Source organism: Sorangium sp. So ce295 (assembly GCF_051527405.1).
Taxonomy (GTDB): Bacteria; Myxococcota_A; Polyangia; order Polyangiales; family Polyangiaceae; genus Sorangium; species Sorangium cellulosum_B.
This window is the reverse complement of the sequence record NZ_CP150324.1, coordinates 9,684,474-9,700,350: the sequence shown is the minus strand read 5'-3', so window position 1 is coordinate 9,700,350 and position 15,877 is coordinate 9,684,474. Positions and strand designations below refer to the sequence as shown.

The 15,877-nt window shown below is 69.9% G+C and carries 14 protein-coding genes and 2 pseudogenes; 8 read left to right on the top strand and 8 right to left on the bottom strand.

The features are described from left to right. Positions 1 to 249: 249 nt before the first annotated feature. A pseudogene (locus WMF11_RS36840) lies at positions 250 to 426 on the bottom strand (GxxExxY protein); the annotation flags it as partial. A gap of 470 nt (positions 427 to 896) precedes the next feature. Continuing rightward, complete coding sequence (locus WMF11_RS36835) at positions 897 to 1,313, bottom strand: peptidase inhibitor family I36 protein (RefSeq protein WP_437974069.1); 417 nt, start codon at positions 1,311 to 1,313, stop codon at positions 897 to 899. A gap of 679 nt (positions 1,314 to 1,992) precedes the next feature. Between WMF11_RS36835 and WMF11_RS36830 the strand changes: the two genes are divergently transcribed. Further along, a complete protein-coding gene (locus WMF11_RS36830) occupies positions 1,993 to 2,721 on the top strand; it encodes a hypothetical protein (protein ID WP_437903867.1) in 729 nt (242 codons plus the stop codon). 135 nt (positions 2,722 to 2,856) lie between these two features. Here the strand turns inward: WMF11_RS36830 and WMF11_RS36825 are convergent, their stop codons facing one another. Together WMF11_RS36825 and WMF11_RS36820 are read right to left on the bottom strand one after the other, a co-directional pair. Further along, positions 2,857 to 3,045, bottom strand: coding sequence for a hypothetical protein (locus WMF11_RS36825; RefSeq protein ID WP_437903866.1), 189 nt, complete (start codon positions 3,043 to 3,045; stop codon positions 2,857 to 2,859). Then, positions 3,042 to 3,560: a LysR family transcriptional regulator gene (locus WMF11_RS36820; RefSeq protein ID WP_437974068.1), complete on the bottom strand. Its 519-nt coding sequence runs from the start codon at positions 3,558 to 3,560 to the stop codon at positions 3,042 to 3,044. Before WMF11_RS36820 ends, WMF11_RS36825 begins: the two co-directional genes overlap by 4 nt. A 63-nt stretch (positions 3,561 to 3,623) precedes the next feature. On the opposite strand from WMF11_RS36820, the gene WMF11_RS36815 reads away from it, so the two are divergent. Beyond that, on the top strand, positions 3,624 to 4,316 hold the full coding sequence (locus tag WMF11_RS36815; protein WP_437974067.1) for a hypothetical protein: 693 nt from the start codon (positions 3,624 to 3,626) through the stop codon (positions 4,314 to 4,316). A 1,248-nt stretch (positions 4,317 to 5,564) separates the two neighbouring features. Here the strand turns inward: WMF11_RS36815 and WMF11_RS36810 are convergent. Continuing rightward, entirely contained in the window at positions 5,565 to 5,735 is a 171-nt protein-coding gene (locus WMF11_RS36810) for a hypothetical protein (RefSeq protein WP_437974066.1), read from the bottom strand. An 844-nt stretch (positions 5,736 to 6,579) separates the two neighbouring features. Here WMF11_RS36810 and WMF11_RS36805 point away from each other — a divergent pair. The 3 genes from WMF11_RS36805 to WMF11_RS36795 all read left to right on the top strand — a co-directional run bounded on the left by WMF11_RS36805 (position 6,580) and on the right by WMF11_RS36795 (position 9,518). After that, positions 6,580 to 6,852, top strand: a complete 273-nt coding sequence (locus tag WMF11_RS36805) for a hypothetical protein (protein WP_437974065.1) — start codon at positions 6,580 to 6,582, stop codon at positions 6,850 to 6,852. Then, positions 6,849 to 8,408: a hypothetical protein gene (locus tag WMF11_RS36800; protein ID WP_437974064.1), complete on the top strand. Its 1,560-nt coding sequence runs from the start codon at positions 6,849 to 6,851 to the stop codon at positions 8,406 to 8,408. Before WMF11_RS36805 ends, WMF11_RS36800 begins: the two co-directional genes overlap by 4 nt. A gap of 267 nt (positions 8,409 to 8,675) precedes the next feature. After that, positions 8,676 to 9,518 carry an alpha/beta fold hydrolase gene (locus WMF11_RS36795; RefSeq protein ID WP_437974063.1) on the top strand — a complete coding sequence of 281 codons (843 nt, stop codon included), beginning with the start codon at positions 8,676 to 8,678 and terminating at the stop codon, positions 9,516 to 9,518. Positions 9,519 to 9,787: 269 nt separating this feature from the next. Here WMF11_RS36795 and WMF11_RS36790 read toward each other — a convergent pair whose 3' ends face one another. The 3 genes and pseudogenes from WMF11_RS36790 to WMF11_RS36780 form a co-directional block, all read right to left on the bottom strand. Then, on the bottom strand, positions 9,788 to 11,236 hold the full coding sequence (locus WMF11_RS36790) for a sigma 54-interacting transcriptional regulator (protein ID WP_437974062.1): 1,449 nt from the start codon (positions 11,234 to 11,236) through the stop codon (positions 9,788 to 9,790). Positions 11,237 to 11,376: 140 nt separating this feature from the next. Beyond that, on the bottom strand, positions 11,377 to 13,389 hold the full coding sequence (locus WMF11_RS36785; RefSeq protein WP_437979373.1) for an RTX toxin: 2,013 nt from the start codon (positions 13,387 to 13,389) through the stop codon (positions 11,377 to 11,379). A 21-nt stretch (positions 13,390 to 13,410) separates the two neighbouring features. Then, positions 13,411 to 13,716 (bottom strand): annotated as a pseudogene (locus WMF11_RS36780) (RTX toxin); the annotation flags it as partial. Between WMF11_RS36780 and WMF11_RS36775 the strand changes: the two are divergent. The 3 genes from WMF11_RS36775 to WMF11_RS36765 all read left to right on the top strand — a co-directional run bounded on the left by WMF11_RS36775 (position 13,598) and on the right by WMF11_RS36765 (position 15,763). Then, entirely contained in the window at positions 13,598 to 13,990 is a 393-nt protein-coding gene (locus WMF11_RS36775) for a hypothetical protein (protein WP_437979428.1), read from the top strand. The pseudogene WMF11_RS36780 and the gene WMF11_RS36775 sit on opposite strands and share 119 nt — an antisense overlap. A gap of 565 nt (positions 13,991 to 14,555) precedes the next feature. Next, the gene (locus tag WMF11_RS36770; protein WP_437903860.1) at positions 14,556 to 14,696 is read left to right on the top strand and encodes a beta-propeller fold lactonase family protein; all 141 of its coding nucleotides are present in this window, start codon (positions 14,556 to 14,558) and stop codon (positions 14,694 to 14,696) included. Continuing rightward, positions 14,693 to 15,763, top strand: coding sequence for a hypothetical protein (locus WMF11_RS36765; RefSeq protein WP_437974061.1), 1,071 nt, complete (start codon positions 14,693 to 14,695; stop codon positions 15,761 to 15,763). Before WMF11_RS36770 ends, WMF11_RS36765 begins: the two co-directional genes overlap by 4 nt. The last annotated feature ends 114 nt before the right edge of the window (positions 15,764 to 15,877 follow it).

The following is a 15,877-nucleotide window of genomic DNA, read 5'->3' as shown; positions in this document are numbered from 1 at the left end:
CCAGTCGGCGGCGCCGTAGGGCCCTACCCGCGGCGCCGCCGGGCGCCACGTCCCTGGGCCTGCTGCGATGCGGCGCCCGCTCTCCGACAAATTGCACGATCTCCGTCACGTTTTCGTCGGGACCTCGTCGCGCTCGCGTACCGCATGCTCGGCGACATGGGGCGCGCCGAGGATACGGTGCAGGAGGCGTGGCTTCGCTGGGGGAGCCACGAGGTCGAGGCGAGCTCCCCGAAGGCGTATACGCAGGAAGGCCACTTTGAAGGTGATCAAGCGGCCAAGCCGAAGTCTTACCGCCTTGAGATACGACAGCAGATGCGCAACGTGGATCGGGGCAATGCCCTCGGTGGCCTTGAGCTCGACGACGAGCTGACCATCCACCACGAGATCCAAACGAGCCTGGCCCACCAGATTCCCCTTGTAGTCCACGCCGAGGCGGAGAGTGGTGAAGGAGTCGGCGAAGTGGCGCTCAGGCCGGCCACTGGATCACGAGCCACAGGACCTCTCTGTCCTTGGGCTCGGACCCATCGTCATGGGTCGGCTTCACTCTGCGAAAGCAGAAGCGGCTGGCGGCGCGGTGAGCGTCGGCGCCGGCGTCACGCAGCGGGAACCGCACGGGCGCGCGCCCCCGCGTGCCTCCTCCCGGGCCTGTTTGTAAAGAATCTTTAAAAATGGAGCTCTGGGCCGCGCCGCCACGCCCCTCCCGCCCACCGAAGAGCCCGTCACCCGTCGGGAATGACAGCGGCGCCCTCGTTCTTGGGCCTCTTCGTGCCCCGCGCATCCCCGATCGCCAGCCCGCGTTGGTGGCCCGCGCGGTCCTGCTTCTCGCGATCCGGCCGGCTCGTCCGAGGCTCCAGGCGATGGCCGCGCTGCCCATCGCCTTTCGCCCGATCATCGCGTCAGAAGACGTAGACGCTCTTGGGAACGAACGGCAGCGGGCTCAGGCCGCTCTCCCCGTAGACGGGGTAAGGGTAGCCGACGCAGTTCTCGTTCTGAAAGATCGCGGCGCCGACGCCGTTGGTGTTGTAGGCAGAGTGTGCCCTTCCCTCCCAGCCGTGCTCCGGAAGGTTGACGCACGTGCCCACCTGCGGGTTCAGCGCCCGGACGTTGAAGATTTCCCCGCCGTACCCCTCCTCCTCGAACAGGCAGAGGACGTTGTCGAACGGGCAGGGGATGGGGTCCTCCTGCGCCGAGGCCACCTCGGGGAGCAGCAGGCCTGCCCCCGCGAGGAGGCCGACGCCCACCAGGGCACGCAGGCCCAGGGAGCGGGACGGAGTGAAACGACGGAGCTTCTGAACGTGCTGGAGCAAGTGCATGTGGTCTCCTCCTCCTGCCCACCCATGGGCAGGTACTGCGGAGGGACGTAGCACCGGAGGCTATTCACGCATCCCCGTCTTCGACTGTTGTTAGCATGATTTAGCATAAGACCCACGCGGGCTCGCCTGTGCCTGGAATCTTTTATCCATCCCGGATGGCGGCTTCATCGACATGGAAGTTCTTGTGGCGCCTGCCTCGAGCTCGTTGCATGGGGGGCACGCGAGGCACACGTTCTCGTCGATCGAGGCCGCAGGGCGCGGAGAGTTCTGACTGCTCCGTCGCAAGCAGCGTGACATGTCACGGTCGCACCGTGACGAGCAAGCGTGACATGTCACGGCCGTCTGTGTGACGCGCGCGGCCCGCGGTGGCCTTCGCCGCTCGCGAAGGTCAGGGCTCCCGCGCCGTCGACGAGCGCCATTCTGCTGGAATCGCCACGTCCCCGCGGGGGACAGGGACTCGCTCCGGCGCGGAGACGGCGGCGGACAGCAGCGCGCTTCCTCCTGGTATGCGCGTTGCTCTACGGGGCTCCCGGACGGTGCGGGGCACCAGCGTCGCGCCGCCTCAGCCGGGATAACGGCGGGAGCGAACGCCTTTCCTTTCGCCGGTCCTGCGCGAGCTCGACGAGCTCATGGCCGCGCCGTGAGAAACCAACCTGAACAAGAGAGACCGGAGAGACCCATGAACACCACGGTTCGAACGTTGCTGCGCGGCGCGGTGGCCGCCTCCATGGCGCTCGGCGCGATGCTGTCGGCCAGCCCTGCCAGGGCGGCTTTGAGCTGCTTCGTCGGCTTCGACGATTTCGATGCGCTGAACGGCATGTGGGCCGACGCGAGGGCGACGTTCACGTATGAGACGGGGTACGCGGACGGCTACCTCGTTCCCTGCGAGGAAGCGGAGGGCTCGTGCTGGACGTATCGCCAGTATTGCGAGGGCATGCAGCAGGGCGCCAATTACATCAACGTGGAGGACGGATCGGGGTACGGTCACTACCACCTGTCCTTCACCAACCCGGGCTTCACGGGGTGTGGCTTCGTCGACCCCGGCGACGGCCAAGGGCCGGGGACCGCCAAGCTGATCGGCGGTGCTTGCGGAATACCGAACTGGCCGGCGGAGCCGCGCAAGCTCCAGTCCCACGTCGCGGACCAGTGGATCAAGGTCTGGAACGGGACCAACGAGAGATTTCCGCAGCCGTTCAGGATGTCGACCATCACCGTGGGGGACATGCCCATTCAGCTCTGGTACCGCAGGATCAGCGACGGGCAGTGGTTCGTCTATGAATCCCTGGCGGCAAACACGATCCACACGCTGTTCATGGATTACTCGAGCGCGGTGTTCTTCAAGGCTGCCAGCGAAGATGCCGTCGGTCCTTACACGATCTGGAACTTCGAGGTCAACGCCCCCTCTTGAGGCCAGCCGGGCCTCACGACCCCGGACGCTCGCGACGGTCCGCGGCGATACCCAGCAGCATTTTTCAGCCGCGCAGTCGATCTGCCAGGGCAACGACGGCGTGAACGACATCGCCGAGAAGGACGATGGCTTCGGTCAATGACCACCTGATCCCCCGCCATCGTGGCGGCGCTGCTGCCGCTTCATCTGCGGGGCCTCGTCGCAGCCGCCGCCGCCAGCCGCACGCAGGGTCTCCACGATGACCTTCCGCAGACAGGCGGCCGCCGGGTCCTTGTGCGTCCGCTCATGCCACGCGAGCGAGATCTCGTGCCCGAGGTCCTTCACGGGCAGCTCGACGATCCGGACGGGGAGGTGCGACCCGAGTGCCACGGCGACGCGGCGAGGCATGAACGCCACCAGGTCGCTGGCCGCTGCCGCCATCGTCGCGGCCGCGAAACGACGCTCACCACGCGGAGCCGCGCGAGCGGCATCTCCCGCGCGAGCGCCGCCGCGACGGGCGGCACGTCCGCGATCTGCGAGTTGTCGGCGCAGGCGAGCGTGAGCTCCCGGGTCGACGAGCGCGGGTCGAACACCCGCCGGTGCTCGATCATCGACCGCAGCTGGCCCATCGCCGCCGCGAGCTCCGGCAGCAGCTCGTCCGCCGCCGGCGTCGGCGCCATGCCGCGGCCATCGCGGACGAGCAGCGGATCGCCGAGCAGCTCGCGGGCCCTGGCGAGCGCGTTCGAGACCGCCGACTGCGTGACGCCCAGCCGGCGCGCGGCGCGCGTCGCGCTGCGCTCCTCGAGCGTGACCGCGAGGACGTGGAGCAGGTTGAGGTCGATGGTCGATAGATTCACCACGGTGATGTTATGTATCACGAACCATCACTGGAGATGGCACATGGCCTCTGTCTAGATACGGCCATGTCCACCCGCGAGAGGCGCCCGACCCGCGCTGGTTCCGCCCTGCTCTGGCTCGCCGCCGCGGGCTGCGACGACTTCCACGAGTGCGATCCGCCCGATGCAGAGCGCCAGGCCGAGCTGCCCTCGGCGCTGTCGGAGACCGGCCTCTACGCTGACATCGCCGCGCGCGCGGTGGCGAGCGACGTGGTGGCCTACGAGCCCGGGTTCGCGCTCTGGAGCGACGGCGCCGAGAAGCGGCGGTTCATCCGGCTGCCGCCCGGCGCGCAGATCGACACCGGCGATCAGGATGCATGGCAGTTCCCCGACGGGACCCGCCTGTGGAAGGAGTTCCGGAGGGATGGGGCGCTCGTCGAGACCCGCCTGCTCGCCAAGGTGGGCCCCGCCCCGGAGGACTGGGCCTCGGTCGCCTACGTCTGGAACGCCGACGGGACCGACGCGCTGGCGACGCCCGGCGGCGCCGCGGACGCGCGCGGGACGCCGCACGACGTGCCCGCGCAGCGCGGCGAAGCGCCTGGACACGAGCGAGCACGGTGCCACCGCCCGCAGGCGACGGCGGAGATGCGCCGACGTCACCGGTGGGACCGGTGCGGTCGGCACCTGCGAGGATCTGCGGGGACGAGGTCGCGGACGCCACGTTCCCAACATGCCTATCCTCTCGAGGCGCGGCACGCGGTCCTGCGGGAGATGTTGTAACGGAATCGTGTCGCGCGGATGAGGGAATTGCGTCCAACTGTGAAGACCCCTCGACGGACCAGCCCGCGGCCGCCAGGGCGAGCCCGCCCATCTCCGCGCCGTCCTGCCCGAAGTGCTTCACGAGCATCGGCATGCACGGCGCGTGCACCAGGTTTTGGACGGCGGCTCGCCACACGTCGGGCGGCTCGACATGTCCCGCGACTACGTTGACAAATTTATTGAACAGTCCACCAGGACAAGACGCGACGATCCAGTCAGAGCGCTGGGTGGGACCGAGCACCCTCCGGGGCGATCGTCCCTCAGGGCGCGCAACGTATCTGAGGGGGCAGGCTCTTGAGCAGCAAGCACTCCCGACCTCCGCACTCGATGGCGCAAGCCGCCTCCATCGTGGTGCACACCGTGCCCCCGCAGCGCTTGAGCTGCCAGCATTCGCTCCCCACGGGACAGATGCCATATTCACCACAGGGCGCGAGCGCATCACAGCGCGGCGCGGCCGCCTGTTGGACGCTGGCAGCCGGCGCGGCTGGGCTGTCCGCGGGCTGACGTTCGGTGCTCGGCGGCTGTGGATGGGGCTCTTGAGCCGGAGCGCCGGCGTCTGTAGCCGGAGCGCCGGCGTCGGTAGCCGGAGCGCCGGCGTCGGTAGCCGGAGCGCTGGCCTGCGAGGCAAGCGGTGAGCTGCGCGGTTCCTCGCGTTCGGTCACCGCCTCCCCGACGTGGCTCGAGCTGACGCACGCCGAGCCGGCGAGCATGAGCCCGAGGAGAAACGGCAAGGCGGCCTGCCAGCGCGGGCCGCGGCGGTGACCTGTTGCGGCGCGTGCGCCGCGGGGTGCCCGCGGCTTCGGTCCATGCATCGGCGTTCGCATTACCTGGATACCTGGGGTTACGAGGGCACCCGCACCTTTCGAAGCCAGCCTACCCGCGTCTCGGCGTGCTCGCCATGGCCTCGTTCACTGATCGACGAGCCCTATCGTCGCGACGCAAGGGGGGTCGACGGCGCAGCCGCCGCGGAGCTCGTACGAGCCCTCGTGGCCGACAGGAACCGTGTACGTCAGGCTCTAGCGCACCGATCACGTTGGAGTCCCGAGGAATCAACAGAAGGGAAGAGAAACCGCAAGGGGCGCAAGGGGAAGGAAAGATAGTATCTCGTCTCGGGTCCCCTGCGCCCCCCGCGCCCCTTGAGGTTGCTCTCTTTCCCGCATTCCTTGCCCTTGGTGCTTGCTTCCTGGCAGCTCGGCTGGGCCTCGCAACTCATTGAATCCAGGCGACTTTCAACGGCTGCTCGACCTCCGTCACGCTCTCGGTGGTCTCCGTGTCGTCGAGGGTGTCCGCGGCGCAGCCTGCCGCAGCGACGAGCGATGCCGCGCACAACCAACGTTGATCCCTCGCAAGGATCAGCTCAGGCCAGTGGGATCTCTTCATCCTACACTACCTCCTCGGAGCGAGCTTCGCGTCGCCGTCTTGGAGGACGAGGAACCGGCAAGGCCACGCCCCGTTCTCGCAGGGCGCGCTGCACGCGTTCCGAGAGCGGATGGTCGCGCATGAGATGGACCGAGCGCTGCTGGAGCGGACCGTGGCCCTCGTTCGGTCCGGCGCGATGACGGCGGGCGAGATGCGTGCGGCGACGAGATCGTGATGGTGGGGAAGTCGACGTCGGGGAACTGGCTGATGCCGATGCGCGACGCGGCGACGAGGCCGAACACGATGGTTGCCGCCATGAGCATCCAGGCGAAGACCGGCTCCCTCAGGCAAGCTTCGGTGAGGCTCACGGCACGCTCCGTGCAGAGCTCGCAGGCAGCGTCGTCGGCCGTGCGGCGCCGTCGTTGCCGCCGGCGCTCGCCGCCGGCGCACCGGGGTTGGCCGCTGGCGCACCGGGGGTTCCCCCCCGGAGCACCCGCCCTGGCTCCGGAGAGGCATTCTGCCACAGCCCGCGAACGAGCTTCCCGCGATCGGCGGAGGTGACCGCGCCGCCCCACATCCACGGCCGCAGGCCACGGCACGTGCGCGAGGTTGAATGCGAGCAAACCTGCAAGCATCTCAGTCCCCGTAAGGACTTACGTTTCGGCGGGGCTCATGTCCCTGCAGGGAACGACGACGATGAAGGCGACCCAGGCGCTGACATCGCCGGAATGACGTGCATGAACGGCGGAATCGCTCTGCAGAGCGATCTCGATTTCCGGATCGCCGACGCTCGAGCATCGAGACCACACCACCCATGAGAAGAACCCAGGAAGGTGATAGGATGAGAAGGGGACGAAGAGACTTCGTGCAAGGATCGACGGCCATCGCGCTCGCGCTCGCGTTGCCGGCGTGCGGCCAACAGGGGATCGACGGAGGTGACGCTGCGGAGACCGGGGTTATTCGTGCCGCCCTCGCGATCCGGGGCGATCGGCACGACGTGACGGCGGTTCACTACAAGGTCGTCGGCGCCAGCAGCACCTGCAGGGCCACGGCGATCGCGGAGGCGACCAGCGCCCTCGACATCGACGTGCCCCTCGCCGGCGACGTGCCCTACGACGACCACTCGGCTCGAAGGTGAGCGGGTCCTCCCCGGTCCTCGGCCTTCCTGGGCCCGTCGGCACGTTCTCGACGGACACGCCGGGCGTCTACACCATTCAAGTCAAGGCCACCGACGTGCACGGCGCGTCGACATGGCTGTACTTTTACATCCACGTATCGGCCGAGCGCTGCGACTGTACCTGCCCTGACGGCTCCATCCAGCTCCCCGACGGGAAATGCGCGACGAGCTACGACATCGATGCGGACCGCCTCATCAACCAGGAGGAGCGCTGCGATGACACGGACACCCACCGCTACGGGTGTGGCGACTACGGGTTCCAGTGGCACGATCTCGGGCGCGGGTTCTCCTCCGTTCGCCGGGTCGATGTCGAGCTCGAGAGCGGCATCGACTGCTCCTTCGAGGCCGGCGTCCGCGCCGTGTCGCTCAATGGCGCCGCGATTGGCAGCTTCGACCCTATCGGATCGTGCGCTTGTGCCTCGGATCACGAGCTCGCCTCGTTCACCGACGTGAATCCCAGCTCGTACGTGCTCGGCGGGGTGAACTCCGTGAATATTTCCGCGCCGAGCTGCGACGGGCTGAGCCGGAGCGAGGAGCTCGGCGGGGCATTCGCGCGCGTCACGGTCGTCTACAGCTGCGAGCAGAGCCTCTGCGCCGACGTGACCTGCGGGCCGCCGGACGCGTGCCACGTCGCGGGCGTGTGCGACCCAAGGACGGGGCTCTGCACGAACCCGAACGCGCCCGACGACACGGCGTGCGACGACGGCGACCCGACCACCGCGGAGTCGATATGCATCAGCGGCGCGTGCGTCGCCGAGTCCCCCTGCGGCAACGGCAGGGTCGGTCCGGGCGAGGAGTGCGACGATGGCGGCCATGTCAACGGCGACGGCTGCTCGGCGACCTGCCAAGTCGAGGGCACGCGCCGGTTCCTCTACACCGTGCGCGAGGAGGACGACATGCTTCGCCGGTTCGACCTGCGGACGCGGAAATTCGAGGACGTCGGTCCGCTCGGCGTGAGCTTCGACATCGGCGAGCTCGCCTGGGAGGAGGCGACCGGCACCCTATGGATGATCGACGGGCGCGCCAACAACGGACTCTACACGGTGGACATCGCCACCGGGGCCGCCAACCTGGTGGGCATCCACGGCGTCGACAAAATGTTCGGGCTCGGCCTCGATCCGAGGACTGGCAACCTGTACGGGAGCGCGCGCGGGAGCCAACCCGGGTTCTACCAGCTGGACAGGGTGACCGGAGCCGCGACCCTCCTCGGGACGCCCCCCAGAAACTACGACGGCATGGCCTACGACACCACCCGCGACCAGCTGGTCGGGTTCGTCGCCGGTGTTGGACCCCTCTTCGCCATCGACGTCGCGAACGGCGCCGGGTCGTTGCTGGCATACCAAGAGCCCACCAACGCCGGCGGCTTCGCGTACGATCCGATCGCCGACCAGTTCTGGGAGATCGATCAGGACGGGTTCCTGTACACCTACGACCCGACGTATGACTATATGCAGACCATCATCACGTCGCAGCTCGGCGCGCACGATGGGCTGACCCTGGTCATGCCCGCGCCGTGACGTTCCGTATCCGAGGGCGGCGAGATCCTTCTCCGATTCTACGTTCACAACGTGACCGTGAACCAGCAAGCCTTCATCGAGGTCTTCGGCGAGCGCGTCCTCCCGGCGCTCACCAGGTGACGCAGCGACAAGGCGAGCGCGGCAACAGCGGCGGACGCCGGCCGCCGCCGCCGGAGCGTCGCGCGGCGATCTGCCACACATGGTGCGTTCTGCCGACGGCGCGAGGGCTGGCGCCGCGCCACGGTCTGTGATTTCACTCGATACACGATGAGAGTGCAGACAGGCGATGTCCGGCTGTTCTTCGATGTGGAAGGGGCGAAGCTCGTCCCCGAGGGGCCCGCGATGCGGGAGCGACCTACCGTGATCCTGCTGCACGGCGGGCCGGGGGGCGATCATACCGAGTTCGTGCCGTTCGGCTCGGCGCTCGCCGAGGTGGCGCAGGTCGTCTATCTGGATCACCGCGGCTGCGGGCGCAGCGATCGCAGCGGGCCCGAGCGGTGGAACCTCGAGACGTGGGCGGATGACGTGCGGGCGTTCTGCGACGCGCTCGAGATCGAGCGGCCCGTCGTGCTCGGAAACTCGTTCGGAGGCATGGTGGCGCAGGCGTACGCGGCGCGATACCCCGATTACCCCGGGAAGCTGATCCTGACGAGCACGACCGCGAAGCTCCGCCTCGATCGCATGCTGGCCGTCTTCGAGCGGCTCGGGGGCCCGCAGGCGGCCGACATCGCGCGCCGGTTCTTCGCGGATCCGATGCCCAATTTCCACGACTACATCCGTGTCTGCCTCCCGCTCTACCGCCAGTCGCCGCCGGAGGAAGACGCGCTCCGCCGCGCGGTCCTCCACCTCGACGTGGGCGGCTATTTCGTGGCGGGTGAGATGCAGACCTACGACCTGCGCGCGGACCTCGCGCGCGTCCGGTGCCCCACCCTCGTGCTGTCCGGCGATCTCGACCCGTTCGCGACGACCGCGGATGCGCGCGATCTCGTCGCCGCCTTGCCTCGGGAGCTCGTCCAGGCGCGGAGCTTCCCCCACGCCGGGCACGCGGTGCTCGACGACGCGCGCGACGAGGCGCTCGCAACGATCCGGGAGTTCCTTGACGCGCCCTGAGCGAGGGACGCCCGAGAGCCGAGCGCGCGGGTCCGACCCGCATGGGGCGGAGCCGCCTGCGCCCCCTGCAAGGGCATAAAAAAAAAAGCGCCCATTCGACGGCGGGGGGGGAAGCCGTCACGGGCGCTCTGGTCTACGTACTTAGCAGGATGCGGGCCAGGGTCATCCTTCAGGCTTTCCCTGGGTTTCCCCTGAGGCAAACGCCCGATGCCTTTCATTCGTGAGATCGGGGCTTGCAGACATGGCAGCTCGGTCGCCCTGAAGGCAGGTCAGGGGTCACCCCTCGCGTCGTCGTCGCCGCCGGCGGCCTCGTCGGTCGCCGTGCGCCGCCCGAGCCAGCGGCGGAGCTGCGTCCGGTGCACGCCGAGCTCGCGGGCCGTGCGCGCCACGTTCCCCCCTTCGCGGCGCAGCACCGCCTCGATGACCTCGTCGGCGGGCAGCGACGCCGCCCGCCGCGTCTGCCGCTCGCCGGGCGGGGGCAGCGACGATGGCTGGCTCCTCCCCGCGGATTGCTCCGGCGCGCTCGCCTGTGGCGCGACGAAGGCTTGCCCCGCCGAGGGCGACAGGTGCCGCGCCTGGACCACGGGGCTCTCCTCGAGCTGCGCCGCATGCGCCGCTGCGCGGATCTCCGCCATCATCTCCCGCACGTTGCCGGGCCACGCCCGCACGAGGCACGCCTCGATGAGCGACGCGTGGGCCACCAGCGGCGCGCTCTCCTGGCCGCGCTCGACAGCAGCGACGGCGCTCCGCAGCGCCGCGTCGACGAGCCACGGCACCTCCTCGGGCCGCTCGTGGAGCCGCGGAATGCGGACCGTCGGCTGCGCGATGCGGAAGTAGAGATCCTCGCGGACCTTCCCTGCGGCCACCTGCGCGCGCAGGTCCTTGTGGCTCGCCGACACGAGCGCGAAGTCCACCTGCACGGGCCGCGCGGCCCCGAGCGGGATCACCTCCTTCGCCTCGAGCGCGCGGAGGAGCTTCGCCTGCACCCCGGGGTCGAGCTCGGCCACCTCGTCGAGGAAGAGGACCCCGGCGTGGGCGGCTTGCACGTACCCGTCGGCGTCGGCCACGGCGCCCGAATAGGCCCCCTTGCGCGCGCCGAAGAGCAGCCGCTCGGCGAGCCCGCTGGGGATGGCGGCGCAGTTCACGGCGACGAACGGCCCCCCGCGCCGCGGGCCGAGGGCGTGGAAGGCCCGCGCCGCGTGCTCCTTGCCGGTCCCGCTCTCGCCGGTGATGTGGAGCGTCGCTCCCAGGTGCGCGGCGCGATCGATCGCGTGCCACGCACGGGCGAGGGTCGCCCCGAGGATGGTGGCCCCGGCCGTGGAGATCCCCGCCCGGAACGGCGCCACGTCGGCCCGGATCACGAACACCGATGAGCCCGTGCGCAGGATGCGCAGCTCACCGCCCGCGCGCGCGCCGGTCAACGGAACGCCGTCGAGCGACGTTCCGTTTCGGCTATTGAGATCCTCGACCTCCCACTGGCCCTGGGTCCAGCGCACGCGCGCGTGTTTGCGCGACATCCGCAGGTCGTCCAGGGGGACGCCCCCGACCTCGCCGCGCCCGAGAGCGAGCTCGCCGTCCTCGAGCGGGAGGACATCGCAGCGAGGGCTGTCCACGGAGAAGACGAGCACCAGCCCCGGTGTAGGCTTCGTGGAACTCAAGGGGTCCGAGGCCGCTCCGAGCGCGTCATCCAGGGTCGTCGTGAAAGTCGTGGGCGCCACGTCGCCGACGAGTGTAACGTGGACCCGCAGCGGGAGCGACGCCGTTGCCTGTGCGCTCGCCGTCGACCCGCAGGCCCGCCGCGCTGCGAAGGCGAAGATCCACAGGCTCACGCCGCCGGGCGCGATCGAGCCGAGCGCCGTCAGTTCGGCAAGGGGAGCCAGAGCTGGCCGTCGTCGCCGTTTCCCCAGCAAGAGACGGTGCCGTCGGCCTTCACCCCGCAGTTATGGTTCCTGCCCACGCGGAGCTCCACGAAAGTCCCCGCGGGGTCGACCGCCTTGCCGCGGAAATCCGACCCCCAGCAGTGGATCGTGCCGTCCGTCTTCAACCCGCAGCTGTGGCCAGAGCCCGCGCCGACCTGGGTGTACGTCCCCTCGGGAGCGGTGGCCTGGCCGAAGTTGTTGTATCCCCAGCAGTGGAGGGTGCCATCGGTCCTCACCCCGCAGCTGTGCTTCAAGCCCGCGCTGACCTGCTGGTAAAGACCAGGAGGAGTGTCGGTCTGATGCTCATCGTTGTATCCCCAGCAGTGCACGATGCCGTTCTTTCTCACCGCACAGCTGTGACTTTCGCCTGCGCTGACGCTGAGGAAGTCGCCGGCCTGATCCTCGGCCCTGCCGTTGAGATTCCGGCCCCAGCAGTCCACATTGCCGAGCGTCGTCACCCCGCAGGTGTGGTAGGAGCCCGCATCGATCTGAACGAAGGGGACAGCGGGCTCGTCGGTCTGACCGTACGTGTTGTCTCCCCTGCAGTCCGCCGTGCCGTTCGCCTTCAGCCAGCAGGTGTGTTGGAAGCCCGCGCTCACCTGGGTGAAGGTGCCAGCGGGCGCCACGCCCCAGGAAGAAGTCGTGTTTCCCCAGCACTCCTCCGTGCCGTCCGCCCTGATGCCGCAGCTGTGATCGTCGCCCACGTCGACGTGGGAGAACGCCATCGTCGGCGGCGCGGTCCGCCCTGACCCGGGATATCCCCAGCAGCCCACACGGCCGGTCGCCGTCACGCCGCAGGTGTGGTCTTTCATCGCGTTGATCTGGATGAAGTCGACGTAGGGCGGCGAGGCCTGATGCTCGGTGTCCCTCCCCCAGCAGTAAACCTTGCCGGCCGTCAACAGGCCGCAGCTGAAGTCGCGGCCCAGGGTGACCTGGGTGAAGGTGCCGGCCGGATCCGTGGCCTCGCCGTAGGTGTTGCTCCCCCAGCAGTGGACCGCGCCGTTCGTCCGCACCCCACAGCTGTGGTGATCGCCCACGCTGACCTGGGTGTAAATGTTGGGGGAGTCCGCGCTCTGTCCCTGGGCGTTGAGACCCCAGCAGTGGACGCTGCCGTTCGTCCTCACCCCGCAGGTGTGGAAATCGCCCGCGGCGACCTGGGTGAAGGTACCCGACGGATCCGTCGCCTTGTCGTAGTCGTCGTTCCCCCAGCAGTGGACGGTGCCGTCCGTCCTGATCCCGCAGTTGTGGTCGTGGCCCGAGGCGACGTGGGTGTAGCTGCCCGGCGGATCCGCGCTCTGTCCATGGCTGTTGTCTCCCCAGCAGTTGACCGCGCCGGTCGCCGTCACCCCGCAGGAATGACGGGTGCCCGCGCTCAGCTGCCGGTAGGCGCCGGCCTGCGCCGTGGACTGGCCGTACGCGTTGTCCCCCCAGCAGGTCATCGTGCCGTTCGCCCGGAGCGCGCATGTGTGCAAGGTGCCCGCCGCGACCGTGACGTGCCCGAAGACGTCTCCGATCGGCGGATCCGCCTCGTCGGTGCCCCAGCAGTCGACCGTGCCGTCCAGCCTCAGCCCGCAGGTGAGCCCGCGTTGCGTGCTGATCTGGGAGAAGAAGCCCGGAGGATCGATCGCCCCGCCATGCGCGTTGTCTCCCCAGCAGTCGACGGTGCCGCCCGGCTTCAGCCCGCAGCTGTGATAGACGCCCACGCTGACCTGGACGAAGGTGTCCGGCGGGGCGTCGAGCTGACCTTCATTGCTGCGCCCCCAGCAGTAGACCGTCCCGTCGGTCCTCAGCGCGCAGCTATGAAACGAGCCCGCGCTGACCTGGGTGTACGCGCCCGTCTGGTCCGTGCCCTGACCATAGGTGTTGTTGCCCCAGCACCTGATCGTGCCGTTCCACCGCACCGCGCAGTTGTGAGAGTCGCCTGCGCTGACCTGCGTGTACTGCGACGGCATATCCAAGCCCTGGCCGTGGTTGTTGCGCCCCCAGCAGTCGATCGTGCCGTTCGTCCGCAGCGCGCAGGTGTGATCCCGGCCAGCGCTGACCTGGACGAAGGTGTAATTAGGATTCGGGGGCTCCAAGGGGTCCTCCGGGGGATCGGGATCCACGGGGGCAATGGCCTGACCATGGGTGTTGCGGCCCCAGCAGTGGACGCTGCCGTCTATGCCGACCGCGCAGCTATGGGCCTCGCCCGCGCTGACCTGGACGTATTGGCCCGCGGGATCGTCGGCCTGGTACTCGTCGTTGAGGCCCCAGCAATGGATCGTGCTGTCCGGCCTCAGCGCGCAGGCGTGGCCGCGGCCGGCGCTCACGATCGACTCGTCGAATGCGCCGCGGAGCGGCGTGTCGTCGTCGCGGAGGGCTTGCGGGACCGCGGCGAGCTCGTCGCCGACGTCGGCGCCGGGCGCGCCCGGCATCTCGCCGGCGCACCCGAGCACGGCGAGCGCCGAGGCGCCCAGCGCGAGCGAGAAGCCGAGCCTCCGGCCCCGCCTCGCGCGCGAGCTCACGGCAGCCGGTTTTCTGGACGTAGGGTGCAACATGGTTCCTCGAGGATGATAGTTAAGGTCAGGAGAGAAGAGCGGCAGGAGCCCTCGCCGACCCTTGTCGTGGGGGAGGCAGGAGGTCGCCCTCGGCGCAGGTTCGTGCGAAAGGGCTCATGGCAATCGGTGTGCCCGGAACGATCGCCGGGCGCGCCCCCGGGCCCCGAGCGGCGCGGCAGGCGGCGTGCGCTGCTCGAAGGGCAGGGCTCACGGCGCGGCGGTCCCTGCCCGAGAGCGAGCCGGCGGCGCCGGACGAATGGCACGTGGCACGTGGCACGTGCCACGTGGGCGCGCGTGCCACGAGCTAGCGGAGCTGGCGGCTCACGACAGGACACATGGCTCTTGGCGATGAGATCGGGGCAGTCCACGGTCGCGGAGCCCTGCGGATCGGACAGCGCGCAGGGATCGCCGTCCAGAACGAGGAAGAGATCGTGCGCGCCGAGCAGCCTCGGCTCCAGCGTGGTGTGGACACTGCACCACAGCCGAGTGAGCTCGTTGGACCTGTTGATTCTTGCAGGCGGATCGGTGGATCGTACGTTTGGACGTTATGTCGACTGCCGGTCGTTGGCGGGAAATTCTTGATGCTCGTCGCGAACCAGGGATCGAGCGACATCGTCGTGTTCCACGTGGACGAGGCGACCGGCGCCCTCCGGCCCACGGGCCGCGTCACCGAGGTCCCCGAGCCCACCTGCGTCGGGATCGCGGCCTCGCCGGGCCCGTGACCGCGCGCCGCGCAGCGCGCCTCGGGCTCGTCGCTGCGGCGCTCGCCGCGTCGGCGCTCGTCGCTGCGTCGCGCCCCGCGCGCGCGTCGTCCGGCGAGCAGACCGCGTCGCTGAGCTGGGTGCGGCTCGCCGGCGCCGAGGCGTGCGTCGGGGCGCGCGCGCTCGCGCAGGCGGTGGAGGCGCGCCTCGGGCGCGCGGCGCTCGTCTCGGCCGCCCGCGCCGAGCTCACCGTCGAAGGGCGCATCGAGCCGGGGGGCGCGGGCGGGTGGCGCGCGGTGATCGCGGTCGCCGACGCGGGCGGCGCGGTGCTCGGGACGCGCGAGATCGCGACGGCGTCGCCGCGCTGCAGCGCCATCGACGACGAGCTCGCCCTGGCCATCGCGCTCATGATCGACCCCAGCGCGAAGCTGTCCCCCGGCGCGCCGCCCCCGCTGGCAGCGCCGGCGCCGCCTCCGGCGCCGTCGCCCGCGCCCTCGCCGCCGGCGCCGCGGGTCATCGTGCAGCGCGTCCTGGTCCCGGTCCCGCCGCCGGCACCTCCGCCGCCGGCGCCGTGGCGCGTCGAGGTCGGCGCCGGCCCGCTCTTCGGGCTCGGCCTCCTGCCCTCGCCCGGCATCGCCGCCGCGCTCCGCGCGCGCCTCACGCCCCCGCGGTCGTGGTCGTTCGAGGTCGGGGGGGCGATCTGGCTCCCGAACGAGGCGACCACCGGCGCCTCGTCGACGCGCTTCTCCTGGGGCGAGGGGTTCGTGTCCGCGTGCCCCGTCTCGCTCGGGGGCGAGACGCGGCTCTCCGCGTGCGCGGGCGTCCGCCTCGGCGCGCTCCAGGTCGGCGGCCTCGGGTTCGGCGTCGACCGCGCCGACGAGCGCCTGACCGCGGGCGGCGCGCTCGACGTCCGCCTCACCCGGCAGCTCGCCGGCCCGCTCACCGTGGGGGGCGGGCTCGGGCTGATCGTCCCGATCGTGCGTGACACCTTCTACTACATCGACGCGCAGGGCCGGGACCGCGAGGTGTTCCGGATGGCGCCGCTCGCCGGGGCGGCGGACGTCCTTCTCGGCGTCGATTTCCCGTGATGTTCCCGTGACTTCCGCTGTTTTTGCTGATTCGAAGCCCGGCGTCGCTTTTCTTTCAGAAAACCGCGCGCTCGCGACCATCCAGGTCAGGGCCCGGCTTCCTTGCGCCCCGGC